Below are 26,945 nucleotides of genomic sequence, written 5' to 3' on the forward strand. Positions count from 1 at the left end.
GGCGATCGCTTTTTGGGGAGCCTCTAGACCCAATGGCTGACGTATGCATCAAGCCCATGGGCTAATCTGCGGCACCCAACAGGGTAAATGCGGCCCAATCTCGCGAACTGGGATACTGTTGCATGGTTGTGAGCATCGCCTGCCGTAGGGCTTGAGCCTTGTTGGGGGTGTGCTGCAAATGTTGGTACAGCGCTGTCATGAGCGTTGCAGTTGACTCATCGGGCACCGCCCACAACGACACAATTACACTCGGCGCACCAGCCGATAGAAACGAGCGCGACAGTCCCACAACTCCGTCGCCGGTAATGCGGCCGCGGCCCGTATCGCAGGCGCTCAGCACCACCAGCGATGCCTGCTCCAGCGACAGTTCCAAAATTTCGTTGGCTGTGAGCAACCCGTCGGATGTGGCCGTTGGAGTGAGGGCAAGTGCGCCCGGAATGCCCAATCCGCCCAGGTCATCCAGCAATCCGTGGGTCGCTAAATGGATGATTTCAGCCGTTTTGAGGCGATCGCGTACTCGGTCTTCGGTTGCGGCAGCTCCAATCATCGCTTCTGTATCAAGCAAATCTGCGATCGCCCTGGCTTCTGATTCGGCATAGGGCAGGAGTCCCAACGGTTGAGGTGGTTCTCCCACACTCGGCATGATGGGGTTGCCCACAATGAGCGAACGAGTGGTATCAAATGCATCTCCAGTGTGAGCCTGAGCCTCTGAGCGCGATCGCGCCAACCCCAGCACTTGAATGCCAGGAGCCGTACGAATCGTGTGACGCTCAATCACATAGGTGCCATCTGCGGCTTGAAGTGCGGCAAACGGCACTAGAAACAACGTGCTTTGGGGAATGAATACCACTTCCTCCGTCGGAGAAGTGGGGAGCAGATCGGCAATGGGAGCGATAAGTATCTCATGCAGATTGTGCAATTTGCGGCTAAGTCGTCGCTGCTCACTCGGCTGGGGAGCCGATGGGGACGAGACCGCACGAACAGGATCAACACGGCTAGTGGTGATGGCGGATCGGGTGTCTGACACTAATGCATTCCAGGTGCCGTTGGGATTTGCCCCTCGGCCTAGGGCTGCAGCAACCCGGGTTTCTTCTGCAACTTCGGTAATGGACTCTTCCACATTGGCTAATGTGGTTGTGCGAAAGTGGACTGTGCCGTTGGGCTGTATCACCCAAATGGCCAGCTCGGTGCTGCTTAAAATGGAATACTCAACGAGTGTGGCCGCTTCTCGACGGGCGATCGCCTGCATATCTTCTATCGCCAGCGGTTCGGTTTGAAACCGTTCTGCGGCTTGGGCCGACAGCCGTTGGGCTACCAACTCCACAAATGCGCGCGATCGACTCCGTTCCGAAATTTCCAACGCTTCATCAAACCGCTTGAGTTCGATCAACACTCGCTGGAGTGTCCGGTACGTGTTGGCTTGGGTTTCAAACAATGAGATTTGATCTGCATCGCTCAAACCCGGACGTAACGAATCCCAAATGGCGATTGCCTGCTGCAAGGGAGCAACTGCGGCTTCAGGCCGTCCCAGGTCAAAGAGTGTTATCCCCAGATTGGACAACGCTTTGCCCTCACCTGCGCGATCGCCCACATCTTGCAGAATCGCGATCGCATCTTCGTAGGTGGCGATGGCACGCTCGTCGTCCTGGGTTTGGTCATACACAATGGCCAATGCGCCCAGCGTGTAGCCTTCATTGCTGCGTTTGCCTAACTGCCGCGAAATTTCGAGGCTTTGAGTATAGTAGGCTGTGGCGGTTGGATAGGCTTGCTGGGCTGCATATACGTTGCCCAACGAGTGCAGCAGATCGCCTTCTAGACTGCGATCGCTCAACTGCCGAGCCAGCCCTAGCCCTTCGTTCAGTGCGGTCACGGCCCGCTCAAATCGATTGGTGTTGGAATATACGATGCCCAAATTGCCTAGCGTTTGCGCTTTCATTCGGCGATCGCCCAAGTTGTTGGCCATCTCCAAACTTTGGGTAAAATAGACCTCAGCTCGTGTGCGATCGCCAATCAAGCTTGCCACCACCCCCAACCGTTGCAGCACTCCGGCTTCACCCACACGGTTTTGGACTTGTCGCATAAGCGCTAGGGTCGATTCGTAATGGCTCAATGCGGCCGGATAGCTACCCTGATCGGTGTAGGTATTGCCCAAATTTCCGAGTGCGTTGGCCTCGCCCACGACTTCGCCCAAGCTACGGGCTAATGCTGCCGCCTGCTGCAATTGGGCGATCGCTGCTTCGTATTGCCCCTGAATGCGGTACACAATTCCCAATTGATTGAGAACGCTGTACTCACTCGATGCATCATTGGAGGCGCGGGTTATCGGAAGCGCCATCTCTAAGTGGGCGATCGCCCGTTCATAGTCTCCCAAATTGGTGGCGACATAGCCCAGGTTAATGAGCGCAAAACTCTGACCCCGAGCATCATTCAGCTCCCGAGCAATCTCAAAACTTTGTTGAAATAATGCCAGTGCCTGCTCGTCATTGCCCTGAGCTTCGGCAATGGCGGCCAAATTGCCCAACACGCGTCCTTCGCCCACCCGATTTCCAGCTTGGCGATACAGTTGCAGCGCTCGCTGCCACGACTCTTGGGCGGCTTGCCACTGCCGCTGCTGAAACTGAGCTGCCCCCTGCCCCAGCAACCGCTCAGCTTCGGCACTGGCATTGCTAGATGACTGAGCGGGCTGCACTGCGATCACCTCAGCCGATAGTCCAGGCGCGATCGCCCACCCACTCTGGCTCAAAACCAGGGTCATAACCGCGACACGGCTCACCTTCTGCCACCACATTCGCATCACCTGTGTTGTGCTCATTCTATGTAACCAAACCTTGGGACAACTATCGCGATCGCCAGCATGGCTTGCATCAATCCGTTTTGGCACCCTTGGCTCAGCAAGAAGCCTCAAACGTATAGGACTTACGCACGTCATCCGAAAACCTGGGGGTGACTGATGGTTGGAGCGCTTACCGCTCCAACCATCAGTCACCTGCGTTAGTCCTGACATAAAACCACCACTTGTTACTCGCTCGCGATCGGGACATCAGTTTCGGTGAATGTCTTTTCACAAGATTGCGCACCGTGTAACCTTTGGAAAGACAATTTTTTCGGGCGCATTGCGTCAAAAGAATGGGCATTTTGGCTTATCCAGAACTGACGCTCGATAAAAACGCTGATTTCAGCTTTCCCTAACTGGTCGCCTCTTCATCGCTCACCGCCCAAAAAGATTCCCAAAAACGAAAAGAGGACGCCGTTAGGAGTCCTCTTTTCACGCTTCGATGGCGTTTTACATCGGTGTTTCTTGATCTATCCAAGATATTCCGACTCTTCTTCTAGCTTGCGCAGCAGATCCATATCACCTCTCGATTTGGCGGACTCCATCCGGCGCTGAAGATTCATGCGCAGGTTCTCACGATGGGTCCAGGAGGTTTCTTTCATTACGTCGCGGCGAGACTTGTTGGTTCTAAACATAGTTGAAAGCGGCACACATGCATCGAGTTTTCTACTATCAGAATATCACTTTGCCCAGTATTTGTATCCATTGCTACGGAAATTCACACTACAGGGTGATAGAGGTTCTACCTTGTGCGCTACCCTGGGCCAACACGCTAAAACTCAATACCAGGCTGCGCTTTTACCCCCTGCTCTCGAAATGGATGCTTGATCAGCGTCATTTCGGTCACCAGATCGGCTCGTTCGATCAGGGGTTTTGGGGCTCCTCGTCCGGTGAGTACCACATGGGTATCATCCGGCTTTTGCTCTAGCCCTGCCAACACGGCTTCTACAGATAAATAGCCCAACTTTAAAGCAACATTGGCTTCATCGAGCAAAATCATTTGCAGATCAGGCTGCTGAATTAATGCCAATGCTTGATCCCAAGCTTCGTGCGCTTTTTGAATATCGCGATCGCGATCTTGTGTTTCCCAGGTAAAGCCTTCGCCCATCGCGTAGAACTCGAGTTGGGGCGGATTGCCATTTTGGCTGGTCGTCCATGGAGACAGAGCCGCTTTTTCGGCAGGTTCCCAGGCACCTTTAATGAATTGCACGATCGCCACGCGATACCCATGCCCCAGCGATCGCAGCACCATTCCCAGTGCTGCGGTGGTTTTGCCCTTGCCATTGCCCGTATTGACGATCACAAGGCCCTTTTCGCGCGATCGCTCAGCCAACCTCTGCTCTTGCACCTCTTTACGGCGCTTCATCTTTTGCTTGTACTGTTCGTCGCTTAGGGTGGCGGTTGCCTCGTCATTTAGCCGAGTAGCTTCTTGGTCAATCTCAGATGTTGTCATGTGGTCTCTTGCCGTGATGGATGAGGTGAATTGGTTAGGAACGTGGATGATGCAATTCAATCTGGCTTAGGCGCAAATTTAACGAATGATGCCGCGTCAAATCACAGAGCCTAGCCACCTACCGTTTGGTTGATGGTGCCATGGGCATCATCAACCTGCCCACCCACTATCGTAACAACGGAGTAACCCGTCAAATTCCGTTCTTGTGCTCTAGCTTGGTTCTCCGAACGTGACCTGTGAATCAATGCCCTCGGCAACAAAGTCAGGCCGATTGCGTCTATGGTTCTTATGGTTCGGTCGAGCATTTCGTTATCAATCAGGCCAATTCGGGCGATCGCCCAATGGCCAAACTTCAGCATCCGTTTGGGCAAATTCACCCGAAGGCAACAAAACGCTGGCAGAACGAATCAATAGGGAAAACTGAGACCTGAGTTTGGTAATCAGTTGAGCAGAATCAGGCTAAACTTTGAGCACGTGAGATACCATGTGCAACAACGAGGACAGACAGGCAGTTTCAAGAGAGCTATAGAACTCCAAAGTTCGCCAATCTTAGATTGTTTGCCTATAGTTGATTAAGTAGAAGAACCCTCTTTTGTTCCCTCTGCTGATGACTGACCAACCTAATCCTAACGTCCAGGTAAATTTATCCGATATGCAGGAACAGTCCGCAAATCAGCCAAACCCTAATCCTCCAGTAGAGCCCCAATCGGCAGAAGCGCAACGGGCCGTATCGGAACCAAGGATTCAGCAAGACTCATCCCGTAGTGATGACAATCCCCTTGTGGAAGGGCTAAAAACGATTGGCCTGAGCGTCATTTTGGCATTAGGCATTCGCACCTTTGTGGCAGAGGCGCGCTACATTCCCTCCGAGTCCATGGTGCCAACCCTTGAGGTGAACGATCGCCTCATTGTTGAAAAAATTAGTTATCACCTCAATCCGCCTAAGCGTGGCGATATTGTCGTGTTTTCGCCAACCGATCGGCTCAAAGCGGATAACCCCAGCCTCAAAGATGCTTTTATTAAGCGGGTCATTGGCTTACCCGGCGAGAAGGTACAAGTGACCAACGGCCTCGTGTACATCAACGATGTACCTATCGAAGAAAATTACATTCCCTCAGAGGCTGCTCCGGACTATGAGTGGGGGCCAGAGGTCGTACCTGACAATGAATATCTTGTGCTGGGCGATAATCGCAACAACAGCTACGATAGCCACTTTTGGGGCTATGTTCCTCGGGGAAATATTATTGGCCGAGCCGTTGTTCGCTTCTGGCCTCCCGAGCGTTTAGGCGAAATTGGCCCCATGCCAACCTATGACAACCAGCCTGAAACCTCGACAGAGGACGGCGCATCATCTCCATCCGCAAACTAAATTCATTCCCAATCTTGTTACTGTGCCATGCTGACCCGTAACGGGTTAGCATGGCACAGTTTTTTTGTCAGCTGTGGAGCAGGAAGGTTGCCCTAAATATTGGAGCTTGTTCATGGGGAGCGCGACACCTGCCCCATGAACAAGCTCTTAACCGAAACTGACGTTAACTGACCATCTTCATGGCCAGAAAAAGGGCCCTGGGTGATATCTGCTGAGCAAAGATCGGCAGATATCACCCAGGGGTTAAATTCACCAGGATTTACGCATTGGTGTTGTGTGTGGAGTGCTTCGCACCCCACACACAACACCAACACACTTATTTGGTGGGCTTGCATAAGCCCTGTTTACTTAAAAGCAAGCTAGTTTAGCGAGTAAATACGCCCATCAATGAGTAAGCGCGTAATGCCCTTTGCTTGTAAATAGGGACTGGCCTTAAAGAACACTTTGCAATCAGGAACTTTGACAACGCGCTGCATCCGCCGCATAAATCGCTTTGCAACCCGATGGTTATCAAACACAGGAAGCGTTCGTTCGTTGCTTTCGGCTTCGGGAATTTGCCCTAAGTCAGCAAAGTCGCTCAGGGGCCGGGTAATCAGCTCGGATGACCGATCAACAACCAAGTAGCAGGTTCGAGGCAAGCTGGCTTCTGAGAGTGGCAAAATCTGTAGCAGCACGTCTCCTTGAACATGCATTGCGGCCAGATTGAGTCCGTCTCCTTCACTGGAAGCAAACTCATCGTCTAGGTCATCGTCTAGGTCGTCATCTAGGTCATCGTCTAGGTCGTCATCTAGGTCATCGTCATCGTCTAGGTCGTCATCGTCGTCGGGCTGTTCGTGAGCCGAGAGCCGCAAGTCTTGTTGAACTTCGTGCTGAAATTCTTCAATTTCAATTCGATGGGTCCCGTCGGCTACCTCAGACACGGCAACAGGAGCTTCTTCTTGCTCAGTGTCTGGCTCGATGGCCGATTGGCGAGAAGCGTCAACGGTGGAAGAACGTCGCCGCGATCGCCGACCATTTTCTTGAGTCGGGCTGGCTTCTTTGTCGCGCTTGGATTTATCAACCTTGATCGGTTTGGCAGGCTTGGCAGGTGCAGGAGCGATCGCTTCTTCCACAACCGGTTCAACTGGCTCTGGGATTGCTTCCGTTTCTGGCGGGGTCTCTGTTTTTGCGGTTCCCCGCTTTTGTTGAATAAGCACCTCATACTCATCATCTGCCAAGCTCTGCTTGAGAATGCGGCTGATGGTTGATGCACTTACCCCAAACCGGGCGGCCAACGTTGAGGTTGTGTCGTCGGTCTCTCGGTAGAGGGTTAATATACTTTGCTTGTCTGATTCAGACAGTTTCTTAGGAGCCATGCTGCCTTCCGTTTTGCGATCGCACACCAACCCACTGCTCATGATGGCATTCACATTTGAGCATGGTTGGATTCAAACCTGATCAATCCTATCGCAGAACCTTAGCTGCGCCGCCGACTCATCCGCCGCGATCGGCTCGATAAATCATATTCGAGAGCGGCTCCAATCCCAAACAAGCAGGCGCTAAAGATCCAGAACACTTCTGGTAAGGCTCCAGTTTGGTAATCGGCAATATTGCTTGTGGCATACAGGAACCACATATCAGCAATAAAGAAGCAAATCGATGCTGCTGCGATAAACCGCCAAGACTGAGAGAATCTGCCACCCCAAAAAGCCAGAAGCAGCGCACTTGCAGCCAGCAATAGCAACACATCCGCCACAACATAAAACAGGCCAACCCAGTCAGCATAGGGGACTAGGGCTTCATCCAACGAGATCACCCAAGCGGGTGCGGTTGATCCGGTATCGGTGACTTCTGCCTCTGGAGGGGTCACCTCTGGAGGAGTGGTTACTGAAGGCGTTGGCGTCGGCTCTGCTGCCGGTGCAGGTTCTGCAACGGGGTCTGCGGTTGGGACCTCTGGCGGCGCCGCTGCTTCGGGAGCGGCTGCCGTTTGGGCATAGGCCGGTTGCGAGAAAAGGGCCGCTTCGGTGCCTCCACCACTGTTGTAGATGACGTAGGCGATCGCAGCACCCGCAACGGCAATGGCCAACAAAATGAGCCACTGAACTGGCGCCAAGTTGAGCTGACGAGCTGCGATCGCCATCACCATGCCAATGCCCACCAGCACATACATCAGCAAATAAAACAAATCTGCTGGAGATACATTTGGAGTTTGTCCCCAGCCAATCTCCCACTGGCCTAGCAACAAATTGCCAACAAAGTAGGACAACATGCCAGCCCCAATCAACAGCCACACTGTACGACCACTCACAATTTGCGGGCTTTTCCAGTTGCGCAGGCACAGCAGCCCTGCTCCCAGAAATGCGGCTGTTTCTAGCACATAGGTGGTGATGCCATACCACTCAGGGCGACCTTGGTCGGGCAGGGGAGTGCTAAAAATTAGAAAAAATAATAGTGACAGCAGCGCCCAAGCCAGCGCAGCAATCACAATCACTTGAACTGATAACCCAGAGGCACTTTTACTCACAAATCCGCTCCTCAGACTCGACGGCAGATGCCAACGTTCAACACATAACGACTAGCAGCAGATGCACACGCCTTTTTCTACTGGCTTTTGATCTCGCCAGAAAGTCTAATCGCGATCGGCTATACACTCTCGTTTCTTGCTCAACGATAAATAATATCGCTGAATAACCTTGGCTTCACGTTTTCGATGAATTCATTTGCTTAATTTATTAGTGATACGCTCTAACTGCCACATCAACGCAATCTCTAGAAAAAATGTGATGAAGCTTTGCAATCGTTCGTGTATTGCTTAACTTGGGCGATCGCACATCAGTACCGCCTATCGGCAAAATTTCGTAATCTCCCCGCAAACCCCCAACTCTACTTCCAATCTTTTCCAGTGGGCGATTGTCCCAACCACGACAAAAACATATTGCGATCGTTGGCTGGCATATCTTGCAATGCATCCAGCACCCGTCCTGTAAAGTTACCATTGCCAAAATGCTGCTTACCCAACCGAAATAGCTCTTGCAGCAACGTGTTGAGGTGGTGCTCCTGCCACGCAGGCATTTGTAACGAGGCCAGGGGATCAATGGTTAAGAGCTGTTTGATGCTCTCTGGGCTATCGGTTTGGGGAAATCGCCACTGCTTCAAAACCCCTGTGATCTCTTTCTCGAATAGATTGGCCTGCCGCCCGCCCAGCAAGTCCTCAATGTCGATGTACACCGCTTGCAGCAAGATTAGACAGGCTTGAATGTAGGCCGGTGATGCGGCATCATCTTTGCCAGAGTCGGCTTCAGCCGCCAACTGATCGAGCCGTACCTTGCCCCAAACGCTGTAGCGGTCAGGCTCCTCAAGCAGCACGCAGGCTTTGCCGCGATTGTCTGTCAAATCTCGCCAAAATGCTTTCGCGTCCTCTTCTTGCGCAGCACTAAACACACTGATCAGGCGAAAGTGCTGCCCCTGATAGTTAAGAATTGGAATCTGCTGATCTTTCTTGGGATGCGGAACGCTTGTTATTTCAACATCCTGCCTCTTTAAGATAAACATGATGCTGCTAGTAGAGATATGTCAGAAATCGGGCTAACCATGGCCATGACACATGCTAACCAAAGGTACAAAATCAAACGATAAATGCATCAATCTTGTTGAAAGTTAACTCGCACAGGTTAACTAAACTAAGCGATGCAATGGACATGACCGAGCAGATCTTGTGAAGGGCTCCTTCATGCGATCGCTCCAAGAACCAATGCGGGCAAACGAAGGGCCTGCCAATTTGGTGAAAGAAAGATTGGTTTTAAGTGTACACCTGTTACTCCAGTTACGTGACGACGTGTGCCAACAAGGTCTGCGAATCAGGGAAAGCCATACCCGGACGGCTGAGTAGAGATCATCCCGGTCCGTTGCATCGCTCTATGGAACCTGTAAGAAAAGCAAGAATGCCATTGGGGCATCTGCTGGCCTTGTATTATATTGAGTCATGAATGCAACTTTACCTCTTAATTTTTCCCAAGTTCGTAGCATTCGACAACGCCACGGCTGTATTTTTCGGTGATTCTTGGGTTATCGTGGTAGCTACCACGTTTAGATTGGGAATTGTGCTCCAGTAGCTCAGCCGGATAGAGCAACTGCCTTCTAAGCAGTCGGTCGCAGGTTCGAGTCCTGCCTGGGGCGTGGGTGATCATGACCGTGACAGACGTTGCGTCTCGCTATGTAAAATCCTGAGTATCGTGCACGCGAATCGTTGAGCTGTTGTAAGGCATGATTGAGATCTTGGCGGCGCTTTCGATTTCAGCGGCTGTAGGAATCCGAGTTGCACTTCCGCTACTACTCATTGGTCTGTTGCAAGAAGATTTGTGGGACAAGGTGCCCTTGTTGTCGCAAGTGCCCCCTGCGGTTGTGCTGGGGGTGCTGGTGAGCTGGTCTTTGATGGAATTGCTGTTTTCAAAAGATCGAATTGCTCAGCGTTTGGTGCAAATTACTCAGCTTGCCTTGAGTCCAGTCGTTGGTGCGCTTGCAGGTATTACCGTAGCCCGCATTACCGAAATTGATAGCTGGCTCATTCCCGTTATTGGCGTGGTCGGTGGGTTGCTGGCGTTGGTGCTGCAACTTGTGCAAGTTGGGTGGTTTTATCGCTTGCGTGGGCTACCGATTTGGCTGATTTTTGTTCAAGATTTTATGTGTGTGCTGTTGGTGTTATTTGCGTTTGATGCGCCTCAGCAGGGCGGGTTGATTGCCATGATTTTGCTGTGGTTGGCTATTCGGAGTTCCAAAGAGTGGCAGCGGTGGTACGAGGCCCAGGCTAGCCGCCCATCTCTAAGGGACAATCGGCGACGCGATCGCGCCCATCCTCGTCGGGGAAAACACGACCCTGACTAAGGCTCAATGTTTGGCTCACAAATTAAGCCAGAATCCAGAGGAAATTTGGAGATCCTGAATCGTTGTAAGTGAGTTTCTTCACTGCAAAATGAACACATTGCTAACTGAAATGCTCGGCACTTTACATAACGATTGCTAAAAATTGGGGTTAAGGTTAACCACTCGGTAAAAATACGGCGATCGCTAAAAGCCTTTTGGAAGGGGATTTTGGACGCTTATTCTATTAGCAAAAGTTGCAAAATTTATAAATGGCGTGTTGATTATATTTCTTTTTTCTTTTAAGTATATAAACCCTATCGGCTGCATGCATTGTGAGGTTAGGCTGTTTTCGTAGCATTTTTACATCACTTCCTAACTTCCTATGAAAGCGATCGCCAAGGCTTTATTCATTGTTCCAGCTACGTTAGCCATTTCTGCTTTTGCTATGCTTCCTTCGTATGCTGCTGGTTTGACCTATGCTTCCAAGGTTGAGTCTTACACCGAAGGCGCTGGCATCAAAGAAGCGTACCGCCGCAACACCAGCAATGCTTTGGGAAACCCAAACTTGGATGGAAAATTTTTTGACAACAACAAAAAGTTCTTGAGCCTGGGTGTGGGTGGCCAAGCTATCTTCAGCTTCGGTACCGCCTTTCAAGATTCCGTCACCATTTGGGAAACCACCTGGGGTGCCAAGAAAAATCAGAACTCTTATGACGAGCAAGTTGAGGTTTACGTCAGCGACAGCCTATCTGGAAACTGGATTTTGGCTGGCTTGATCAAAAACATTGCAGACAATGCTTATCGCTCCCAAGCTGGGGCAACGGTAACGCTACAGCAAGGTGCCACTTACAACTTCCTGAAATTGGTAGACAAATCAGCGGCAGGAAGCGATCGCGATGGCTTTGATATTAATGGTATTGCTGTGAAAGCATCTGCTACACAACCCGTTCCTGAGCCGACAACCATGTCTGGCTTAGCCGTGGCTGCTGCTGGCTTGGTTGCAGCTCGCCGTCGCCAAGCGAAGCAGAAGGCCGAAACTAACGCTTAGTTGACTTGGCGCTCATTCTTGATTGCAGTTCATCCTAGTTGAGTAAAGCTCTTCCAACATTGGAAGAGCTTTTTTAGTAGGCCCCTGCACAAAAGGCTTTTTGAAAGCATGAATCGTTCAATGAATCGTCAATCGATGCGTGATGAAGCCACAGTTTGAGAGTTGGCTTTCTGCAACCCATCTCAAGTTGCCACATCTGCTACATAAGGTTATGAAAAGAATGGCGTGTTGAATACTCATAGTTGGGATTGCGATCGCAGCTAATGTTAGCTCTTGTAACGGTTCACACAGCCGGTTGAAAAAGGATCTGGCATCTTTAGACCAGCTGTTGATTCAGTCAGCAAGAAGCAAAATGTTCTCAATCATTGACTGGCATTCGGACGTTTGCCCCTGCTGCTTGCCTCCTTGACTGCGCTCTTTTGAACGAATTAAAAAATATTAAGAATGTCATTTTTGAAAAAAAGATCTACCATCTAGAGCTGTGCTGCTGCTGTTGAATTCGTTAGCATTAGCTCATTCCAAATAGGCCCATCCAGAGCAATGAAGCAACTGAAATTTTTATTTACCCTTGTTCTTAGCGCGATCGTTGCTATTTTTGTCACAACCGCTTGCACCCCGTCCAACACCGGAGGCACTGCTGCCACTGACGATGCAACTCGTACGCTGACAATGGCTACCTCTGCCGACTACCCTCCCTACGAGTTCATCGACTCTTCTAGCGGTAGCCAAGAGATCGTCGGTTTTGATATTGATATTGCCAAAGCGATTACCGAGCGGCTTGGTTACGGACTCACCATTGACAACATCGATTTCAACGGTTTGATTCCTGCACTTCAATCCAACCGGGCAGATTTTGTCATGGCTGGGATGACTCCGACCGAGGAACGAAAGCAAAACGTTGACTTTTCAACCATTTATTTTGAAGCACAAAATACCATTGTTGCCCGACAAGGCAGCGGTCTAACCACGGCTGAAAGCCTGAATGGTAAAACGGTTGGTGTACAGCTTGGCTCTATTCAAGAGGGGGCTGCCCGCGAAATTGAAGGTATCAACCTCAAGTCTCTCAACCGCATTAATGAGATCGTGCAAGAGCTGAAGTCGGGTCGCATTGAAGCTGCTATTGTCGAAGATACGGTGGCTCAAGGCTATATCGAAGCCAACCCTGATTTGGAATTTAACGTGATTCCTAATGATGGCGAGTCGGGTTCGGCGATCGCCTTCCCCAAAGGCTCTGAGCTGCTGGCAGAGTTTGATCCCATCCTGCAAGAGATGATTGAAAACGGCACGATTGAACAACTTGCCCAAAAATGGTTTAGCCAAGAAGCTCCAGAGGCGGCGGCTTCCCCTGCAAGCTAATCTGTCTGAAAGAAGCATTCTCTAAAAAGCTAGCCAGATGGCTAGCTTTTTGTTTGGCCAACTCAGCGATGGAGCTGAGTAAACGACAAACTACCCAGCCTGATTGGGGCTTCAACCCGTTTGTGTATGCGTCAGCGATTTGACTCTCAGGTGGCAATTTCATGCAAATGGGTGAACCCGAACGGGTGCTCTCGTTAATTTTGCTGAGGTAATGGAAATTTCCGGTGTTACACTATATTTGTTTGCGTTACTAAAGGTTACTGTTGCGTTGAAACTCCATCGGTTTACGGGGCCTGATCAGATTCCCGTTTGGCATTTGGAAATGAAGTTACAGCGCAGACGGTTGTCTCATCCCGGTTTATCTCGGGCAGACCGTTGCGAAGGACCCAGTATGGGCTGATCGGCCTGTAACTGTAGGTTTGTGGGGAGATGGCATCACCATCTGGCTTAGTCGAAACATCCCCTTAAGCGCCCTGACAAACTCGGTCGATCGCCACTCTGGTAAAGAGTTTTTGACAACTAATCCGTTGGCTAGATAAGAGACGCTGTCACGTGTAGCGCCTTGCTGTCGTCTAGTGTGCTTGCATCCACTTAGTTCATGGGTGCAGTGCAATGGATGCGATCGCACAGGTCTGCGTTCAGTGAGCGCGTGTCTTGTCATGGGCTTTGCACGATTAGGCAAGGATGTTCGCCGACATTTTCTGTTCATCGACATTTACAAGGGTTACTCGGGAGACCAACCATGACCAATGCACTCAGCCGGAAGATTGCACCTGCGCCCATTTCCCAAAGCATTAACGTTGTTGATTTAATCGACGGTTACTTTACCGCTTACAACTCGGCCCGCTTGCGCGAAATTTGCCATCTGCTGTCCCAAGAAGTGATGCAGCCGGGTGTGACAGTGGCCGTGAGCCTGTCGGGTGCGCTGACTCCAGCGGGATACGGTGTTTCTGTTTTGTCGCCTTTGATGCGGGCTGGATTCATTGACTGGATGATCAGCACGGGGGCAAACCTGTATCACGATCTGCACTACGGCTTGGGGCTAGATTTGTATGCCAGCCATCCCTTTGTGGATGATGTGAAGCTGCGGCAAGAAGGTCGCATTCGCATCTACGACATCGTGTTTGGCTACGATGTTCTGCTAGAAACTGATGCCTTCATCCGTGAGCTATTACGGGCAGAGCCTTTCCAAAAGCGCATGGGTACTGCAGAATTTCACTACTTACTGGGCAAATACATCAACGCTGTTGAAAAGCAGCTGGGCGTGCAGCACTCTTGCCTGCTGTCTACGGCCTACGAGTGTGGCGTGCCTATCTACACATCTTCCCCTGGCGATAGCTCCATTGGCATGAACGTGGCAGCTCTAGCTTTGGAAGGCTCCAAGCTGATGATCGATCCCTCACTGGATGTGAATGAGACGGCGGCGATCGCCTACGGAGCCCGACACTCTGGGATTGAAGGAGTAGAAGGCAAGAGCGCAGCGGTCATTTTGGGTGGCGGTAGCCCGAAGAACTTCCTGCTGCAAACTCAACCCCAAATTCACGAGGTGCTGGGATTAGAAGAGCGTGGCCACGACTACTTTGTGCAAATCACCGATGCCCGCCCCGATACGGGTGGCCTATCTGGTGCCACTCCCTCGGAGGCAGTGAGCTGGGGCAAGGTTGACCCCGAAGAGCTGCCCAGTACCATCGTGTGCTACACCGACAGCACCATTGCGCTGCCCATCATGGGTGCCTACGTGATGAACCAGTGCGAAGCCCGTCCGCTAAAGCGGCTATACGACCAGCGTGAGGAGCTATTGGCTACCCTCCAACGGGATTATCTTGCCGCTCGGGCGGCTCGTCCCGATGAAAAGGTGCTCGCCAACATTCCCAAAGTGCAATTCGCCGAAGAGCGTGAGCCAGTGGCAACTTACCCTTGCGGTACACCGATTCGCCGGTAATGCAATTCGGAATTCGGAATTACAACGATAGGGCTTACGCATTGATGTTGTGGGTGGAGTGCAAAGTACCCTACCCATAACATCAACACACTAGATTTGACGGGCTTGCGTCAGTCCTGAACTACTTAAACCTGAGTTTTGGATAAGCTGAAGTGCCCATTTTTGCGTGCGCAACGCGCACGCAAAAATGGGCTTTTCTGAAGTTTGCGCGCCGCGCAAACTTCAGAAAAGCCCTTAATCGAGACTGACGTTAATTAAAATGTAAGCGGTGGCTGGGCATCAGTCGCCGCTTTTTTGCTGGTACACCGAAGTTCAATGGCGAGCAAACATGCCTGCGCCTCGGAGCAGATCGACGAATGCGAAGACGGCTGGGGGATGTAGCACATTGGCGAGAACGGCAGCCCCAATAACGCGTTCTAAGGGAATGGGGAGCGATCGCACCTGCACCTGTTCGGGAATAGGCAACGCTGCCAGTCGAGGCAAAATTGCAGCACCCAGCCCCTGAGCCACCATGCTCACAATTGTGGAGTCTTCTTTCACCTCATAGGCTACCTTGAGGGTTTGCCCCCAGTTGGCCCAGTGATCGCGCACCGCAGACGTACATTCGGCATAGTTGTACAAAATGAACGAATGGGCCGACAGTTCTTCCCAGGTAAGGCGAGGGGGAATGGGGCCAAGCGAGGCCGGAAGCAGCACCACAAATTCATCGCGGGCAATCTCCCATGTATCAAATTCATCGCTACGAGGGAGCGGCACTAGCCCCAGGTCGGCCTGCCCCTCTCGCAATGCCTGTTCTACAGCGACCGGATCTGCTTCAATCAGTGAGATATCCATGGCCGGAAACCGCTGGCAAAACTGGGCAATGTAAGTGGGTAGCAAATGAGTGGCGGCACTGCGAAACGACGCAATGCGCACCCGTCCACCCTGCAAGCCCCGAGCCAGGTTTACCTCGTAGTCAATGCGATCGCGCGATCGCAACATATCTCTGGCATGGTTCAATACTCGTTCGCCAATGCTGGTTGGGTAGGCTCCAAATCGGCCTCGGGTAAGTAGCGAAATGCCTAGTTCATCCTCCAACGCCGCGATCGCCCGACTCACCGCCGATTGGGAAATATCAAGCCGCAGAGCTGCTGTTGAAAAGCTGCCATACTCCGCCACAGCCAGTAATATCCGCAGGTGTTCAGTATTCATCAATACACCCATCCACAAACTGCATGAATGTGAACCGCAATCGGTTTTGTTTCTTACAGATTGTTGCGATTAATTGGAAGTATAGCCAAACAGCTTGGCAACGAAGCTTCAACCCATCACCGCAGCGAGTTTTAGGTCTAGGAATCATGTTTGAATTGATACCCTATCAAAAGTTTCGCGATACGCCCAATGTCCGGTTCTTCGACATCACAATTTCTAATTCTAATGCGCGTGATTTGGTCTACCACGATGGCCCCGCTATCAGCCCGAACAATAGCGACGAAGGCTATTGGCAGTTTTACCTCCATCCTAATCAAGAAGATAATTTGCTGGCGCTCTCTGGTGGACGTACGTTTTATCTCGTCAACCTATCCTGGGAACAGCCCTTTCATATTGTTCGCTTAGAGGCCAATGGCGATATTCTCCGCATTCCGCCCGGCACGTTTCACCGCTCGGTTTCCGATCCCAATGGGTCTTTGGTGCTAAATCAGGCGGTTCGCACCACTCGCGCTACCGTTGCTAGCGAGTTTCGCGTTTACAATAGTGGCGACATTCGTCGATTGTATGAGGTGACCTCGCAGGCGGCTCCACCACCGATCTTGCATGATGGAGAGCGGGCGAAACGGCGGGTTGCCTAGGTTTATTTCGGATTTTGGATTTGTGATTTTGGTCTCAAGTCCTTTCCTATTCCCCACTCTCGATTTCTAATTTCCCCATGTCCAACCCTCTTGATGAGACAAACGATCGCGCGATCGCCACATCTTGGCAGAAAAATGCGAAGCCTTGGGCGATCGCTGTGCGGGAGGGGCAAATCGATAGTCGAGAACAGGTAACGAATCGGGCGATTGTGGATGCGGTCTCGGAAGTGTTGGGGGCTATGGGCGGTGAGCGATCGCCCCAAACGGTGCTGGATATTGGTTGTGGCGAAGGTTGGCTAGTTCGCGCACTGGCTGCTACTGGTGCCCAGGTCACGGGTGTGGATGGAGAACCAGCACTCATTGAGCAAGCCAGGGAAGCCGATGGGGCTGATTTTTATGTCATGACGTATGAAGAACTCGCCGCTGGCCAGCTGAACATACGGGTGGATGTGGCCGTCTGCAACTTTTCGTTGATTGGAAAGGGATCGGTTGACGGCTTGCTGCGGATAATGCCGACACTCCTTAACCCGCAGGGTGCGCTCGTTATCCAAACACTGCATCCAGTTGTGACATGTAGGGATGAACCGTATGTGGAAGGGTGGCGATCGGGGTCTTGGGCTGGCTTTAGCGACAGCTTCACCGATCCCGCTCCCTGGTACTTTCGTCCTATTCAAAGCTGGGTCGCGCTTTTGCACCGCAGCGGCTTTCGCCTTCAGGAGATTCGCGAACCGCTGCATCCCAAAACGCAGCAGCCTGTCTCCATGGTTTTTGTTGCTAGGGTGGCGAGTGAATGCCGTGGGGATACTTGAGTGACGGTAAGAACTTACTTGCCCATGTTGCGTCTTAGGTTTTCTAGCTCATCATCTGTTTCCCATTTGCGAAAAGCCTGTTCTAAGGGATCGGCACTGCTACCGGGTGGATAGGGTTGATTCCATCCGGTGTTTTGCCACGATTGTTCAGAGCTGTTGAACTGTTGGGTTGAGCGATTGGCCTGAGCTTCGCTCACCTTCATTTGCACTTCGCGGCGCTTAGCCTGAATTTGCTTTTGCAACTCCAGCGTTTCTGCAACTCGCTGCTTTAGGGTTTCCATTTGGCCCCACAGTTGGTTGCCCTGGCGTAGCAAGGCGGCTTCGCGTTCTTCGGCAGGCTGAGCCAAATCCATTCGATTGGCGGCTTTGGCTTTTTCAACCCGCTCGTGCCAGCGTTGCACCTCTTGTGCTGTGGTCAAAATCTCGTCTTGTAGGCGCTTTTCGCGCATTTTGAGATCGCCCAGAAGCTTGATAGCCTCATCTTCTTGTGCCCGCAAATTATCCTCCAGCACTTCTAGTTCAAGCTGAGGATTGTTGCGCATGAATTCGTCGAGGCGACTTTCCAAAAAGCTGTTGAGGTCTTCGAATAAGCCCATGGGTTCTCTCTGGACAATTGTTTTTTTATGGTATCAAAGGCGGTCAGCTTGTTGGTCAGCCTTTAGTTTTGCTTTGGCCTGTTGCCATAGGGTTTCTAGCTCTGCGAGGGTGTGGTCGGCCAGGGGTTTTGTGGCGACGCGTTCGATCAGGCTGAGGCGGCATATGAAGCGCTGGTTGGTGGAGTTCAATGCCTCATCGGGATCCAGGTCGTACCAGCGGGCTATGTTGACCAGGGTGAACAGCAGATCACCTAATTCTTCCTGCTGGCGATCGGGAGTTTCGTGGGCGATCGCCTCATGCAGCTCATCCAACTCCTCGTGAAATTTCTCCCACACGCCATCTACGGTTTCCCATTCCAGTCCGGTAGCCGCAGCTTTTTTTGAGATTTTCATGCAGGCGGTGAGGGGGGGCAGCGATCGCGCATAGCGGCTCAGGCGCGGCACCAAACTTTCGCTCCCGTGAGTCTCCTGCTCTTCAGATGATTTGATTTGTTCCCAATTCTGCTTCACGTCATCCACGGAATTCACTGCTACGTCGCCAAACACATGGGGATGACGACGGATTAGCTTATCGGTAATCCCTTTTGCAATGTTGGCGAGATTGAACTGTCCGACTTCGCTGGCAATTTGGGCTTGCAGTACCACTTGTAGCAACAGGTCGCCCAACTCATCGGCGATCGCCTCTGGATTTTCTTGCCGAATCGCGTCCACCACTTCGTAGGCTTCTTCAATCACGTAGGGCGTAAGGGTTTGCGATGTTTGGGCTAAATCCCACGGGCAGCCGCCATCCGGCGATCGCAATTGGGCCACCACATCAATCAAGCGCTGAAGTTCAGCAAGCACAGTTGGCAAGGCGGGGTTGGAGGCAGAAACCATAGGTATTGCGATGGATGTACTTGTATTTAGTCTACAGGTAGCCCCCACACGGGGATGTTTCAGATGCAGACCCCGAAATATCATGGCCAGGCTAGATGTTTCGGTTGGGGCGTTTCTTGCGGCGCGGGGGCGATCGCTTCCGTTTTGGCGAGCTGGGAAATGCAGCTTTCCAGCCTTTAGTTTGCACCCTCTTCCACGTGGAGGTAGACCAGTCGGCTCCGTAGTGGCTGAGGGCACCCAACTCCACACCCAACACCAGACTCAACCAATCATTGCGATGTTGAGAGAGCGATCGCCCCATCACCCCCGCAATGTCACCCCACGTCCAGCCCAATTGCCAAATTTGGTTCATGAGCCCCAGCAGCAGCAAACTCAACAAAGCCAACCAGCTCAGCAGATACACAATCCGCAAAAATGTGCCGGTAATCGGGGAATGAGACAGGGGCGATCGGTGCTTCATACTGCCGCGATAGGGTAGCCAAATCCAGCGAAACCAGCCCCACCGCTTAAACTGTACCGATCGCACATCCAAGTCGGGGCCAAACATGAGCCCACCGAAGAGATACCCGCCGCACAAAACCAGCGTGAGGCTGCTACTGTTCGTAGCCAACAGCGACCCCGCTCCCACCAGTGGCAGCGTCCATAGGGTAATGCGATCGTGGGTGCGACCCGAAGGCATAGGCGCAAACCGTGACCCGATCATCTGTACGTGAAAATCCTACAGCAGTTTTGCATATTCCGCATCTGCTGGGCATTTGGGCGATCGCACTTTTGTTTACAAACATCCACCTTGGACCTTCGGCAAGATTTTTTCCCAAAATGGGTTGATTCCACAAAACATCTCTGCTAAATTGTTTAATTGTGCGCGAAATGCGGGCGGTTAGCTCAGTTGGTAGAGCGCCTGCCTTACAAGCAGGATGTCACTGGTTCGAGTCCAGTACTGCCCATACTGCATTACTGATTAAAAAGGGGATGTATGAATGTGCATCCCCTTTTTGGATTTGATTTTTTTAGGTTTGATTCAGCTCCACTCGGTTCACCCCATGTGGATGGTCAATTATTGAACGTATTTCACGGCGGTGCCGCTCGCAGACACCATCAGCATGGTGCCACCGTTTTCAATACTGATGGTTTCGTAGTCAATATCCACTCCGATCACAGCGTTGGCTCCTGCGCTTTGAGCCGCTTGCATCATTTCGTTGATGGCAGTGGTGCGGGCTTCGCGGAGCGATCGCTCATAGGCAGCCGAGCGGCCACCCACAATGTCGCGGATGCCTGCAAAAAAGTCTCGAAAAATGTTGGTTCCCAAGATTGCCTCGCCGCACACAATGCCCATGTAGGACGTAATTTGTGCGCCTTCAATCGAGGGGGAGGTGGTCACAATCATGAATCCGGTCTCCCTAATGTGTTGCCAAGAGAATGTTGTGCGTGAATGCAGGGTCGTTAGGCAGGCGATCGCCCACGCAAAACGACGCGAAACGACAGGATGCCTGTCCTGCGCTTTCATCCTACTCTGCCTCGCTAAAATGGCGATCGCCCTATCGGGTCATCTTCATGGTGCAGGTTGGCTCAAAGTTGCAACGGCAAACCGTTATCCTTATAGTCTTCCCACCACACACTAAATTTAGGGAGCTTGCGTAAATTCCTATCCTGCTTGGAAAGCAACCGTGAATGCGATCGCGCATTCACTCTATACTGAACTCCACACACGTTCACGAACGGGTTACATCACATCAATTTATGACATCACACCTGCAACAGGTTAACGCAGCGCTTGTGGTTGGAGCCAGCGGCGGAATTGGACTGGAGATGGTGCATCAACTGTTGGAGCAACCTACAATTCACCAGATTTACGCCACCTACAACCGTTCCAATGATGCATTGCAAGCCATCTCAGATTCACGATTGACTCAGCTACCGCTGGATTTGACAAACGAAGCGCAAATTGCAACTGTTGTGCAAACAATTCAAGCGACAACGCCTGCTCTGCACCTAGTGGTGAACTGTGCGGGTGTGCTGCATACCGATGCCATGCAGCCCGAAAAAAGCCTGCGCCATCTCAATCCACAGCAATTGAGCGACTACTTTTTGGTGAACAGCATTGGGCCTGCGCTGTTGGCCAAGCACTTACCACCTTTGCTCAAGCAGGGCGATCGCGCCGTGTTTGCGACTCTCTCGGCCAAGCTGGGCAGCATTGGCGACAATCAACTGGGCGGTTGGTACGGGTACCGCGCCTCCAAAGCCGCCCTCAACCAACTCATGCGAACGACCGCCATTGAATACAAACGCACCTGCCCAAACGCGATCGTTGTCACGCTGCATCCTGGCACCACCGACACCCAGTTATCGCGTCCGTTTCAGCGCAACGTTCCCCCTGACAAGTTATTCACGCCCCAGCGCACCGTCCGACAATTGCTTCTGGTGATCGACCAGTTGCAGAACAGCGATAGCGGCGAGTTCTTTTCGTGGGATGGCAATCGGCTGCCGTGGTAGTGCAGGCTAGCTTCACACTGCTGGCTTTCTACCGCTGGTTTTATACCGTGGGCTTTCTACCAATCAGTAGCGCCAGTTCCAGCCACTTCCAGTAGCAATCGACATCCTCAAAACCAATCGCTCGCAGCCATTGCAGTTGGGTTTCGACATCCAGCAGTTTGTTGGATGGGTCGTCGGGGCGATCGCCAATGCCCATGGCTTCGCGAAACTGTTGGTGCAGGCGCTCTGTCGGCGAGGCTACATGCTCCAAATTGCAGAACACGCCACCAGGAGCCAAACAGGCAAAAATTTCGGCATAGAGCGATCGCTTGCGTTCATGAGCCAGGTGATGGATGGCAAAGCTCGACACCACCGCATCAAACTGGCCCAAGTCAGGCAATGGTTGATCTAAATCGTGAACCTGAACGTGAACGGAGTCATCTCCCATAAACTGTTCTTGAGCTGCGGCTAGCATCGTTGGCGAGAAATCGAGCCCAATGCATTCAGCCTGAGGTCGATCAATCTTCAGCAGCGATAGCAGTCGCCCGTTGCCCGTACCCAAATCCAGAATGCGGCGAACCGTTTTGGGAACCTGGTTAAGCAGCACGCCTTCGCCCTCGGTGCGATGAGGAATGGCATCGGCGATCGCCAAATAGCTCAAAGCATGTTCAGAAGATGTCCAAAGATTGACCATAATCGAGTTGGCTCGTGTAGCGCGATGGCTCGCATCATAAACAGTGCCCAATTCATTCCGCTTCCCCTAACTGGTTCACACGACTGGGTTACCGGATCTCTCAAACGTCAGTTTCGGTTAAGGGCTTTTCTGAAGTTTGCGCGCCGCGCAAACTTCAGAAAAGCCCATTTTTGCGTGCGCAACGCGCACGCAAAAATGGGCACTTCAGCTTATCCAAAACTCAGGTTCTCAAGGACTTACAAGGACTTACGCAGTTGAATGATTTTTGGAGCCCTGAGCGCTCCAAAAATCATTCAACCCCCTGGTTTTCGTATGAAGTGCGTAAGTGCTGTCGGTGATGTTCTAGACGTGTGGTTATTGGTTGTGGAAGGGGTGCATCGCACCCCTTCCACAACCAATAACCACACATTTGAAACACGACCGTCCTGTCTTAGTTGCAAAAGTGAACGAGCATTTACGTGAAATGCTCTAGAACCCGTTGTGCGTTGATGTCTCGTGGATGAATCAAATAATTGCGCTGGAGCGGCTGAGTCAATGTTTTTACCAAAGGTGAAACATCGCTAATTTCTTGCAAGCCGGTTTCAGTCAGCAGTTTGATGCCGCGTTGATACAGGGTGTAGCCGCTACTGCGCGCAACGCGAATTCCACCATACACATCGGGGGCAAATCCGGCCTGCTCCAGCAGTTCATGCAGCTTAGCCAGAACATCGGGATAGCGCTCAGGGGCGATCGCGCTAATGTCGGTTGCCTTGAGCAAGTCGCGATCGATAAATCGACGGCACAGGTCTGCAAGAATGCGATCGGAATGCTGCTGCCACCGCTGCAAGTGATACAGAAATACCCCATCATCGGCAGCTAAGTAGTGCTCTAGCGGCAGATGGTCACAGTCGCCCTGCAACCACGAGTTCATGCTTTCATCGGCTGGCAAGGTGCCCGAGGTACGCACGACTCTCGCCTGCCGAAAGGCTTGATCGAGCACCCACGTCGAGGCCAGGTTTTTGGGATGGTTGTAAATTTGCGCATACATAAAGAAGCGCACAATTAAATAGTGTTCGATCGCCGCCATGCCTTTGCCCGCCACCACCATTTGCTGGCTGCTGGGGTCAACCTGCAAGGCCATCAAAATGCGATCGAGGTCGAGTTTGCCGTAGGTTGCTCCGGTAAAGTGGCTGTCGCGCATCAGGTAATCGAGGCGATCGCAATCGAGCTGGCTAGAAACCAGTTGCCACACTAGCGGAACTGGGTGCTGTTTTTGGTAAACCTGTTGCAATTGGGGCAATAACGTTGGGTCTGCCTGATCCAATAGATGGCGCACAGGTGCAGATTCTTGCAAAATCCGCATCGTCCAGTGCTCATGCTGATTGCCAAACACCTCCTCGCAGGTGTGGCTAAATGGCCCATGACCAATATCGTGTAGTAACGCGCCGCACAGCACCACAGGACGATACGCCCACAGTTCAGGATGGTGCAGGGTAATGGAATCGAAGGCACGACGAGCGATCGCCATTACCCCCAACGAATGGGTAAAGCGCGAACTCTCGGCCCCATGAAACGTCAGGCTTGCAGAACCCAACTGCCGAATCCGCCGCAACCGTTGAAATGCAGGCGTATCAATCAGCTGAATCAACAAAGCTTCGGTCGCATCTGCGGCATCTAGCGTAATTGCCCCATGCAGCGGATCATGATACGTGCGCCGTTTCGCCAGCATTGTGAGGCCCCCTACTGGGTTTACTTGCGATATAGCGTTTAACCTGCCTTATGGCAACGGTCGTAACAATGCACCCTAATGCACTGTACCGAACAAGCTTGAACCTCCATAATTGACGGAGCCTAAGGAGCGTTGGCGATGACCGATTGTTGGCCCAGCCACTCCACGGCAGCCAGATATTGAGGATCTTGGTCGGAGGCGACATGAAGGCGATCGCCCGATTCTGCTAAGGACACAATCTGATCGGGAATAATGCCTTGCTTATTAATATCGCGATGGTTGGGTGTTTCGTAGCGCGCCACCGTCACGGCTAAGCCCGACCCATCTGATAAGGTAAACAGGGATTGAATTAATCCTTTGCCAAAGGTCTTTTCGCCAATCAGCTGGGCGCGTCCGTTGTCTTGCAGGGCTCCGGCCAGGATTTCGCTGGCGCTAGCTGTTCCTTGATTCACCAGTACAACCAAGGGCTTGTCGGTTAGGGCTTCTCCAACGGCCGAAAAGCTGTCTTGAATGCCATCGCGATTGACGGTGTAAACGATCGTGCCGTTGTCCAGCCAATAGCGGGCTACATCAATTCCTGCCTGTAGTAATCCACCAGGGTTATTGCGCAAATCCAACACAAATCCTTCAACGCCCTGCTGGGTTAAGCGGGCGATCGCATGGGCCACTTCTGCCGTCGCATTAGCATTGAACTGGGTGAGGCGAATGTAACCTAGTGGTTTGCCACCCTCGGTTCGCACATCGGCAAGTACCGGATTTAGCGTGATGCGATCGCGCACCAGCGTCAGATCCTTGGGCTCCTGTTGTTCATGCGCAACGGTAAGCGTAACCATGCTGCCAACTGGCCCTCGCATCCGCTCCGCCGCCTCATCCAGCGTCAGTTCCAACGCCGGAAAGCCATTAATTTTCAAAATGCGATCGGAAGGCTGCAACCCAGCCTGATCAGCCGGTGAGCCCTCAATGGGGGCAATCACCATCAGCTCGCCAGTTTCCGAATCTTGAGCAATTTGCAACCCAATTCCAGTTAGCTCACCCGAGGTATTGGTTTGCAAGCTGCGATACTGGTCGGGCTTCAGCAAACGAGTGTATGGATCATCCAGGCTTGCCAGCGTCTTTTGAATGGCGGCGTAGGTTTCATCTCGCGTTTGCAAGGGCTGCTTCAAAGCCCGCTGGCGCACCAACCACCAGTTTTGATGATTGAAAGTGCTATCGACGTAGGCGCGATCAACAATCCGCCAAACCTCATTGAACAGCTTTTGCTCTTCTGTAAATGCAGCCGCGTCGGGTGTCGCAAACGTGAACACCAGCATCAACGGTAAGAGCAGAAGCAATCCGGCCTGTATCAATCTTTTTCCCATAAGCTCATCTTAAACGGCATTCCAAGTTCATCACCACTGCCCAGTTAGAAAAAGCGTTTTCACACCCAGTTTTCCTATTCAAGCAAAAACATGAGCTTAAGCTTTACAAAATGGGTTCAGCCTTTCATTCAATTGGCAGGTTAGCGCTGTGAGCCAGCAAGCCTAAAGCGGTTAGCTCAAAAATTTAGCCGCGTATGACCATCGACTCTCTTAATCATGCCAAAGTTAAGAAAGTTAACAAAGTCTCGTGGATCGCCCAAGGCCGTGCATGTCCTCAAAGCTCCATAGAATCTAGCTTTTCCCAGTTATGAAAAAGCTGAGAAGCTATGTTACATTCGTTAGAAACAGCAATAAATTATTTGCAACTCTATCTTGGAACTCTTGCTTCATGTTTACTAAGCAGGTAACAGACTCAAAAGCGTACCAGTGGTTTGAGGAGCGGCTGGAAATCCAGGCACTTGCCGACGATATCAGCAGCAAATACGTCCCTCCCCACGTCAACATCTTTTATTGCCTGGGCGGAATTACGCTAACCTGCTTCATCATTCAGTTCGCGACTGGCTTTGCAATGACCTTTTATTACAAGCCAACAGTGACAGAAGCGTTTAGCTCTGTTCAATACTTGATGAATGAAGTCAGTTTCGGTTGGCTAATTCGTTCCATTCATCGCTGGTCAGCCAGCATGATGGTGCTCATGATGATTCTGCACGTGTTCCGGGTGTACCTCACTGGTGGTTTCAAAAAGCCTCGTGAGTTGACTTGGGTAACAGGCGTTGTCATGGCTGTGATCACCGTTTCCTTCGGTGTGACGGGCTACTCGCTTCCTTGGGACCAGGTTGGCTACTGGGCTGTGAAAATCGTATCTGGCGTGCCCGAAGCGATTCCAGTCGTTGGTTCTTTGATGACTGAGTTTATCCGTGGTGGTACCAGTGTTGGGCAGCCCACGCTGACTCGTTTCTACAGCCTGCATACGTTTGTATTGCCCTGGCTGATTGCAGTCTTCATGCTGCTTCACTTCCTGATGATTCGCAAGCAAGGCATTTCTGGTCCTTTGTAAGTCATCTCTGTAAAGTTTGGGTTGATGGGCGATCGTGTTTTACAAAGCGTATGGATGTGATAGATCACTCAGTCGCTTTGATAAACTGATAGTCAAATCAACGGCTTCTTGTCTTCCCGTATTCCTGCGGACCTTAAGGAGAGCACTTGTAACTATGGCAACCGTCAAAAAGCCAGACCTGAGCGATCCAGCGCTTCGTGAGAAGCTAAAGAAAGGCATGGGACACAACTACTATGGTGAACCTGCCTGGCCTAACGACCTGCTGTACATCTTTCCAGTGGTAATCCTGGGAACGATCGCCAGCGTTGTCGGTTTGGCTGTTTTGGATCCTGCAATGGTTGGCGAACCTTCCAACCCTTTTGCCACTCCTCTCGAAATTTTGCCTGAGTGGTATCTATATCCTGCATTCCAAATTCTGCGAATTGTTCCGAATAAACTACTGGGAATTGGGTTGCAAACTGCAATCCCTGCTGGCTTGATGCTCGTTCCCTTCATTGAGAGCGTGAACAAGTTCCAGAATCCCTTTCGTCGTCCTGTTGCAACGACCGTGTTCCTGATCGGCACATTGGCAACGTTGTGGCTTGGCATTGGTGCTACTGTCCCCATCGACAAATCTCTGACGCTCGGCCTGTTCTAGGCTTAGTGGTTTGCGGACAACGCCTGTCTTGACAAATTGACGTATGCGATAGCACGCTTCAATTGTCAC

26 protein-coding genes and 2 tRNA genes are annotated in these 26,945 nt (G+C 51.7%); 13 read left to right on the forward strand and 15 right to left on the reverse strand.

Annotation, left to right across the window (positions count from 1 at the left end; genetic code table 11):
- Nucleotides 1–61: 61 nt before the first annotated feature.
- The 4 genes from ACQ4M4_RS22315 to ACQ4M4_RS22330 form a co-directional block, all read right to left on the reverse strand.
- A complete protein-coding gene (locus ACQ4M4_RS22315) occupies nucleotides 62–2,812 on the reverse strand; it encodes a CHAT domain-containing tetratricopeptide repeat protein (RefSeq protein ID WP_430686677.1) in 2,751 nt (916 codons plus the stop codon).
- A 491-nt stretch (nucleotides 2,813–3,303) separates the two neighbouring features.
- Nucleotides 3,304–3,468, reverse strand: coding sequence for an arginine synthesis PII-interacting regulator PirA (pirA, locus tag ACQ4M4_RS22320; RefSeq protein WP_430686678.1), 165 nt, complete (start codon nucleotides 3,466–3,468; stop codon nucleotides 3,304–3,306).
- 137 nt (nucleotides 3,469–3,605) lie between these two features.
- Nucleotides 3,606–4,286: a cob(I)yrinic acid a,c-diamide adenosyltransferase gene (gene cobO / locus ACQ4M4_RS22325; RefSeq protein ID WP_430686679.1), complete on the reverse strand. Its 681-nt coding sequence runs from the start codon at nucleotides 4,284–4,286 to the stop codon at nucleotides 3,606–3,608.
- A gap of 110 nt (nucleotides 4,287–4,396) precedes the next feature.
- Entirely contained in the window at nucleotides 4,397–4,663 is a 267-nt protein-coding gene (locus tag ACQ4M4_RS22330; protein WP_430686680.1) for a hypothetical protein, read from the reverse strand.
- 230 nt (nucleotides 4,664–4,893) lie between these two features.
- On the opposite strand from ACQ4M4_RS22330, the gene lepB reads away from it, so the two are divergent.
- The gene (gene lepB, locus ACQ4M4_RS22335; RefSeq protein WP_430686681.1) at nucleotides 4,894–5,655 is read left to right on the forward strand and encodes a signal peptidase I; all 762 of its coding nucleotides are present in this window, start codon (nucleotides 4,894–4,896) and stop codon (nucleotides 5,653–5,655) included.
- A 359-nt stretch (nucleotides 5,656–6,014) separates the two neighbouring features.
- On the opposite strand, the gene ACQ4M4_RS22340 is transcribed toward lepB, so the two are convergent.
- The 3 genes from ACQ4M4_RS22340 to ACQ4M4_RS22350 form a co-directional block, all read right to left on the reverse strand.
- Complete coding sequence (locus ACQ4M4_RS22340) at nucleotides 6,015–7,052, reverse strand: helix-turn-helix domain-containing protein (RefSeq protein WP_430686682.1); 1,038 nt, start codon at nucleotides 7,050–7,052, stop codon at nucleotides 6,015–6,017.
- A 59-nt stretch (nucleotides 7,053–7,111) separates the two neighbouring features.
- The gene (locus tag ACQ4M4_RS22345; protein ID WP_430686683.1) at nucleotides 7,112–8,158 is read right to left on the reverse strand and encodes a hypothetical protein; all 1,047 of its coding nucleotides are present in this window, start codon (nucleotides 8,156–8,158) and stop codon (nucleotides 7,112–7,114) included.
- Nucleotides 8,159–8,517: 359 nt separating this feature from the next.
- Nucleotides 8,518–9,186: an Npun_F0813 family protein gene (locus tag ACQ4M4_RS22350; RefSeq protein ID WP_430686684.1), complete on the reverse strand. Its 669-nt coding sequence runs from the start codon at nucleotides 9,184–9,186 to the stop codon at nucleotides 8,518–8,520.
- 550 nt (nucleotides 9,187–9,736) lie between these two features.
- Here ACQ4M4_RS22350 and ACQ4M4_RS22355 point away from each other — a divergent pair.
- The 5 genes from ACQ4M4_RS22355 (at nucleotide 9,737) to ACQ4M4_RS22375 (ending at nucleotide 14,840) form a co-directional block, all read left to right on the forward strand.
- Nucleotides 9,737–9,810, forward strand: a tRNA-Arg gene (locus ACQ4M4_RS22355).
- Nucleotides 9,811–9,897: 87 nt separating this feature from the next.
- Nucleotides 9,898–10,515, forward strand: a complete 618-nt coding sequence (locus tag ACQ4M4_RS22360; protein ID WP_430686685.1) for a DUF4126 domain-containing protein — start codon at nucleotides 9,898–9,900, stop codon at nucleotides 10,513–10,515.
- Nucleotides 10,516–10,939: 424 nt separating this feature from the next.
- Nucleotides 10,940–11,542 (forward strand): PEP-CTERM sorting domain-containing protein, encoded by a 603-nt coding sequence (locus tag ACQ4M4_RS22365; protein WP_430686686.1) that lies wholly within the window; start codon nucleotides 10,940–10,942, stop codon nucleotides 11,540–11,542.
- 540 nt (nucleotides 11,543–12,082) lie between these two features.
- Nucleotides 12,083–12,898 carry a transporter substrate-binding domain-containing protein gene (locus ACQ4M4_RS22370; protein WP_430686687.1) on the forward strand — a complete coding sequence of 272 codons (816 nt, stop codon included), beginning with the start codon at nucleotides 12,083–12,085 and terminating at the stop codon, nucleotides 12,896–12,898.
- A gap of 742 nt (nucleotides 12,899–13,640) precedes the next feature.
- Entirely contained in the window at nucleotides 13,641–14,840 is a 1,200-nt protein-coding gene (locus ACQ4M4_RS22375) for a homospermidine biosynthesis protein (protein WP_430686688.1), read from the forward strand.
- 312 nt (nucleotides 14,841–15,152) lie between these two features.
- On the opposite strand, the gene ACQ4M4_RS22380 is transcribed toward ACQ4M4_RS22375, so the two are convergent.
- On the reverse strand, nucleotides 15,153–16,031 hold the full coding sequence (locus ACQ4M4_RS22380) for a LysR family transcriptional regulator (RefSeq protein WP_430686689.1): 879 nt from the start codon (nucleotides 16,029–16,031) through the stop codon (nucleotides 15,153–15,155).
- A gap of 146 nt (nucleotides 16,032–16,177) precedes the next feature.
- On the opposite strand from ACQ4M4_RS22380, the gene ACQ4M4_RS22385 reads away from it, so the two are divergent.
- Nucleotides 16,178–16,669: a redox protein gene (locus ACQ4M4_RS22385; RefSeq protein WP_430686690.1), complete on the forward strand. Its 492-nt coding sequence runs from the start codon at nucleotides 16,178–16,180 to the stop codon at nucleotides 16,667–16,669.
- 77 nt (nucleotides 16,670–16,746) lie between these two features.
- On the forward strand, nucleotides 16,747–17,478 hold the full coding sequence (locus tag ACQ4M4_RS22390) for a class I SAM-dependent methyltransferase (protein ID WP_430686691.1): 732 nt from the start codon (nucleotides 16,747–16,749) through the stop codon (nucleotides 17,476–17,478).
- Between the two features lie 14 nt (nucleotides 17,479–17,492).
- Here the strand turns inward: ACQ4M4_RS22390 and ACQ4M4_RS22395 are convergent, their stop codons facing one another.
- The 3 genes from ACQ4M4_RS22395 to ACQ4M4_RS22405 form a co-directional block, all read right to left on the reverse strand.
- Nucleotides 17,493–18,074, reverse strand: coding sequence for a TIGR04376 family protein (locus tag ACQ4M4_RS22395; RefSeq protein WP_430686692.1), 582 nt, complete (start codon nucleotides 18,072–18,074; stop codon nucleotides 17,493–17,495).
- Nucleotides 18,075–18,107: 33 nt separating this feature from the next.
- Entirely contained in the window at nucleotides 18,108–18,950 is an 843-nt protein-coding gene (gene mazG, locus ACQ4M4_RS22400; RefSeq protein ID WP_430686693.1) for a nucleoside triphosphate pyrophosphohydrolase, read from the reverse strand.
- Nucleotides 18,951–19,041: 91 nt separating this feature from the next.
- The gene (locus tag ACQ4M4_RS22405) at nucleotides 19,042–19,629 is read right to left on the reverse strand and encodes a metal-binding protein (protein ID WP_430686694.1); all 588 of its coding nucleotides are present in this window, start codon (nucleotides 19,627–19,629) and stop codon (nucleotides 19,042–19,044) included.
- A 195-nt stretch (nucleotides 19,630–19,824) separates the two neighbouring features.
- Here ACQ4M4_RS22405 and ACQ4M4_RS22410 point away from each other — a divergent pair.
- Nucleotides 19,825–19,897: transfer RNA gene (locus ACQ4M4_RS22410), tRNA-Val, on the forward strand.
- A gap of 110 nt (nucleotides 19,898–20,007) precedes the next feature.
- On the opposite strand, the gene ACQ4M4_RS22415 is transcribed toward ACQ4M4_RS22410, so the two are convergent.
- Nucleotides 20,008–20,337: a heavy metal-binding domain-containing protein gene (locus tag ACQ4M4_RS22415; protein WP_430686695.1), complete on the reverse strand. Its 330-nt coding sequence runs from the start codon at nucleotides 20,335–20,337 to the stop codon at nucleotides 20,008–20,010.
- Here ACQ4M4_RS22415 and ACQ4M4_RS22420 point away from each other — a divergent pair.
- Complete coding sequence (locus ACQ4M4_RS22420) at nucleotides 20,336–20,572, forward strand: hypothetical protein (RefSeq protein WP_430686696.1); 237 nt, start codon at nucleotides 20,336–20,338, stop codon at nucleotides 20,570–20,572. The genes ACQ4M4_RS22415 and ACQ4M4_RS22420 overlap by 2 nt on opposite strands.
- Before the next feature lie 118 nt (nucleotides 20,573–20,690).
- Complete coding sequence (locus ACQ4M4_RS22425; RefSeq protein WP_430686697.1) at nucleotides 20,691–21,443, forward strand: SDR family NAD(P)-dependent oxidoreductase; 753 nt, start codon at nucleotides 20,691–20,693, stop codon at nucleotides 21,441–21,443.
- A 40-nt stretch (nucleotides 21,444–21,483) separates the two neighbouring features.
- Here the strand turns inward: ACQ4M4_RS22425 and ACQ4M4_RS22430 are convergent, their stop codons facing one another.
- The 3 genes from ACQ4M4_RS22430 to ctpA all read right to left on the reverse strand — a co-directional run bounded on the left by ACQ4M4_RS22430 (nucleotide 21,484) and on the right by ctpA (nucleotide 25,182).
- Nucleotides 21,484–22,116 carry a class I SAM-dependent methyltransferase gene (locus ACQ4M4_RS22430; RefSeq protein ID WP_430686698.1) on the reverse strand — a complete coding sequence of 211 codons (633 nt, stop codon included), beginning with the start codon at nucleotides 22,114–22,116 and terminating at the stop codon, nucleotides 21,484–21,486.
- Between the two features lie 454 nt (nucleotides 22,117–22,570).
- Entirely contained in the window at nucleotides 22,571–23,824 is a 1,254-nt protein-coding gene (locus ACQ4M4_RS22435; RefSeq protein WP_430686699.1) for an HD domain-containing protein, read from the reverse strand.
- 122 nt (nucleotides 23,825–23,946) lie between these two features.
- A complete protein-coding gene (gene ctpA / locus ACQ4M4_RS22440) occupies nucleotides 23,947–25,182 on the reverse strand; it encodes a carboxyl-terminal processing protease CtpA (protein ID WP_430686700.1) in 1,236 nt (411 codons plus the stop codon).
- 388 nt (nucleotides 25,183–25,570) lie between these two features.
- Between ctpA and petB the strand changes: the two genes are divergently transcribed.
- Both petB and petD read left to right on the forward strand, forming a co-directional pair.
- A complete protein-coding gene (gene petB / locus ACQ4M4_RS22445; protein WP_430686701.1) occupies nucleotides 25,571–26,239 on the forward strand; it encodes a cytochrome b6 in 669 nt (222 codons plus the stop codon).
- A gap of 154 nt (nucleotides 26,240–26,393) precedes the next feature.
- Entirely contained in the window at nucleotides 26,394–26,876 is a 483-nt protein-coding gene (petD, locus tag ACQ4M4_RS22450; RefSeq protein WP_430686702.1) for a cytochrome b6-f complex subunit IV, read from the forward strand.
- Nucleotides 26,877–26,945 lie beyond the last annotated feature (69 nt).

The sequence above is a fragment of the Leptolyngbya sp. AN02str genome (genome assembly GCF_050565595.1).
In the GTDB taxonomy this organism is placed as follows: Bacteria; Cyanobacteriota; Cyanobacteriia; order Elainellales; family Elainellaceae; genus Kaiparowitsia.

Bases quoted from the DNA above. Each gene is read 5' to 3' on its own strand.
- ACQ4M4_RS22375 (WP_430686688.1), top strand. From the start codon at position 13,641: ATGACCAATGCACTCAGCCGGAAGATTGCACCTGCGCCCATTTCCCAA.
- ACQ4M4_RS22385 (WP_430686690.1), top strand. From the start codon at position 16,178: ATGTTTGAATTGATACCCTATCAAAAGTTTCGCGATACGCCCAATGTC.
- ACQ4M4_RS22360 (WP_430686685.1), top strand. From the start codon at position 9,898: ATGATTGAGATCTTGGCGGCGCTTTCGATTTCAGCGGCTGTAGGAATC.
- ACQ4M4_RS22390 (WP_430686691.1), top strand. From the start codon at position 16,747: ATGTCCAACCCTCTTGATGAGACAAACGATCGCGCGATCGCCACATCT.
- ACQ4M4_RS22415 (WP_430686695.1), bottom strand. From the start codon at position 20,337: ATGATTGTGACCACCTCCCCCTCGATTGAAGGCGCACAAATTACGTCC.
- ACQ4M4_RS22435 (WP_430686699.1), bottom strand. From the start codon at position 23,824: ATGCTGGCGAAACGGCGCACGTATCATGATCCGCTGCATGGGGCAATT.
- ACQ4M4_RS22370 (WP_430686687.1), top strand. From the start codon at position 12,083: ATGAAGCAACTGAAATTTTTATTTACCCTTGTTCTTAGCGCGATCGTT.
- cobO (WP_430686679.1), bottom strand. From the start codon at position 4,286: ATGACAACATCTGAGATTGACCAAGAAGCTACTCGGCTAAATGACGAG.
- ACQ4M4_RS22430 (WP_430686698.1), bottom strand. From the start codon at position 22,116: ATGGTCAATCTTTGGACATCTTCTGAACATGCTTTGAGCTATTTGGCG.
- lepB (WP_430686681.1), top strand. From the start codon at position 4,894: ATGACTGACCAACCTAATCCTAACGTCCAGGTAAATTTATCCGATATG.
- ACQ4M4_RS22350 (WP_430686684.1), bottom strand. From the start codon at position 9,186: ATGTTTATCTTAAAGAGGCAGGATGTTGAAATAACAAGCGTTCCGCAT.
- ACQ4M4_RS22395 (WP_430686692.1), bottom strand. From the start codon at position 18,074: ATGGGCTTATTCGAAGACCTCAACAGCTTTTTGGAAAGTCGCCTCGAC.
- ACQ4M4_RS22340 (WP_430686682.1), bottom strand. From the start codon at position 7,052: ATGAGCAGTGGGTTGGTGTGCGATCGCAAAACGGAAGGCAGCATGGCT.
- ACQ4M4_RS22420 (WP_430686696.1), top strand. From the start codon at position 20,336: ATGAATCCGGTCTCCCTAATGTGTTGCCAAGAGAATGTTGTGCGTGAA.
- ACQ4M4_RS22380 (WP_430686689.1), bottom strand. From the start codon at position 16,031: ATGAATACTGAACACCTGCGGATATTACTGGCTGTGGCGGAGTATGGC.
- ACQ4M4_RS22405 (WP_430686694.1), bottom strand. From the start codon at position 19,629: ATGCCTTCGGGTCGCACCCACGATCGCATTACCCTATGGACGCTGCCA.
- ACQ4M4_RS22315 (WP_430686677.1), bottom strand. From the start codon at position 2,812: ATGAGCACAACACAGGTGATGCGAATGTGGTGGCAGAAGGTGAGCCGT.
- pirA (WP_430686678.1), bottom strand. From the start codon at position 3,468: ATGTTTAGAACCAACAAGTCTCGCCGCGACGTAATGAAAGAAACCTCC.
- mazG (WP_430686693.1), bottom strand. From the start codon at position 18,950: ATGGTTTCTGCCTCCAACCCCGCCTTGCCAACTGTGCTTGCTGAACTT.
- ACQ4M4_RS22425 (WP_430686697.1), top strand. From the start codon at position 20,691: ATGACATCACACCTGCAACAGGTTAACGCAGCGCTTGTGGTTGGAGCC.
- petD (WP_430686702.1), top strand. From the start codon at position 26,394: ATGGCAACCGTCAAAAAGCCAGACCTGAGCGATCCAGCGCTTCGTGAG.
- ctpA (WP_430686700.1), bottom strand. From the start codon at position 25,182: ATGGGAAAAAGATTGATACAGGCCGGATTGCTTCTGCTCTTACCGTTG.
- petB (WP_430686701.1), top strand. From the start codon at position 25,571: ATGTTTACTAAGCAGGTAACAGACTCAAAAGCGTACCAGTGGTTTGAG.
- ACQ4M4_RS22365 (WP_430686686.1), top strand. From the start codon at position 10,940: ATGCTTCCTTCGTATGCTGCTGGTTTGACCTATGCTTCCAAGGTTGAG.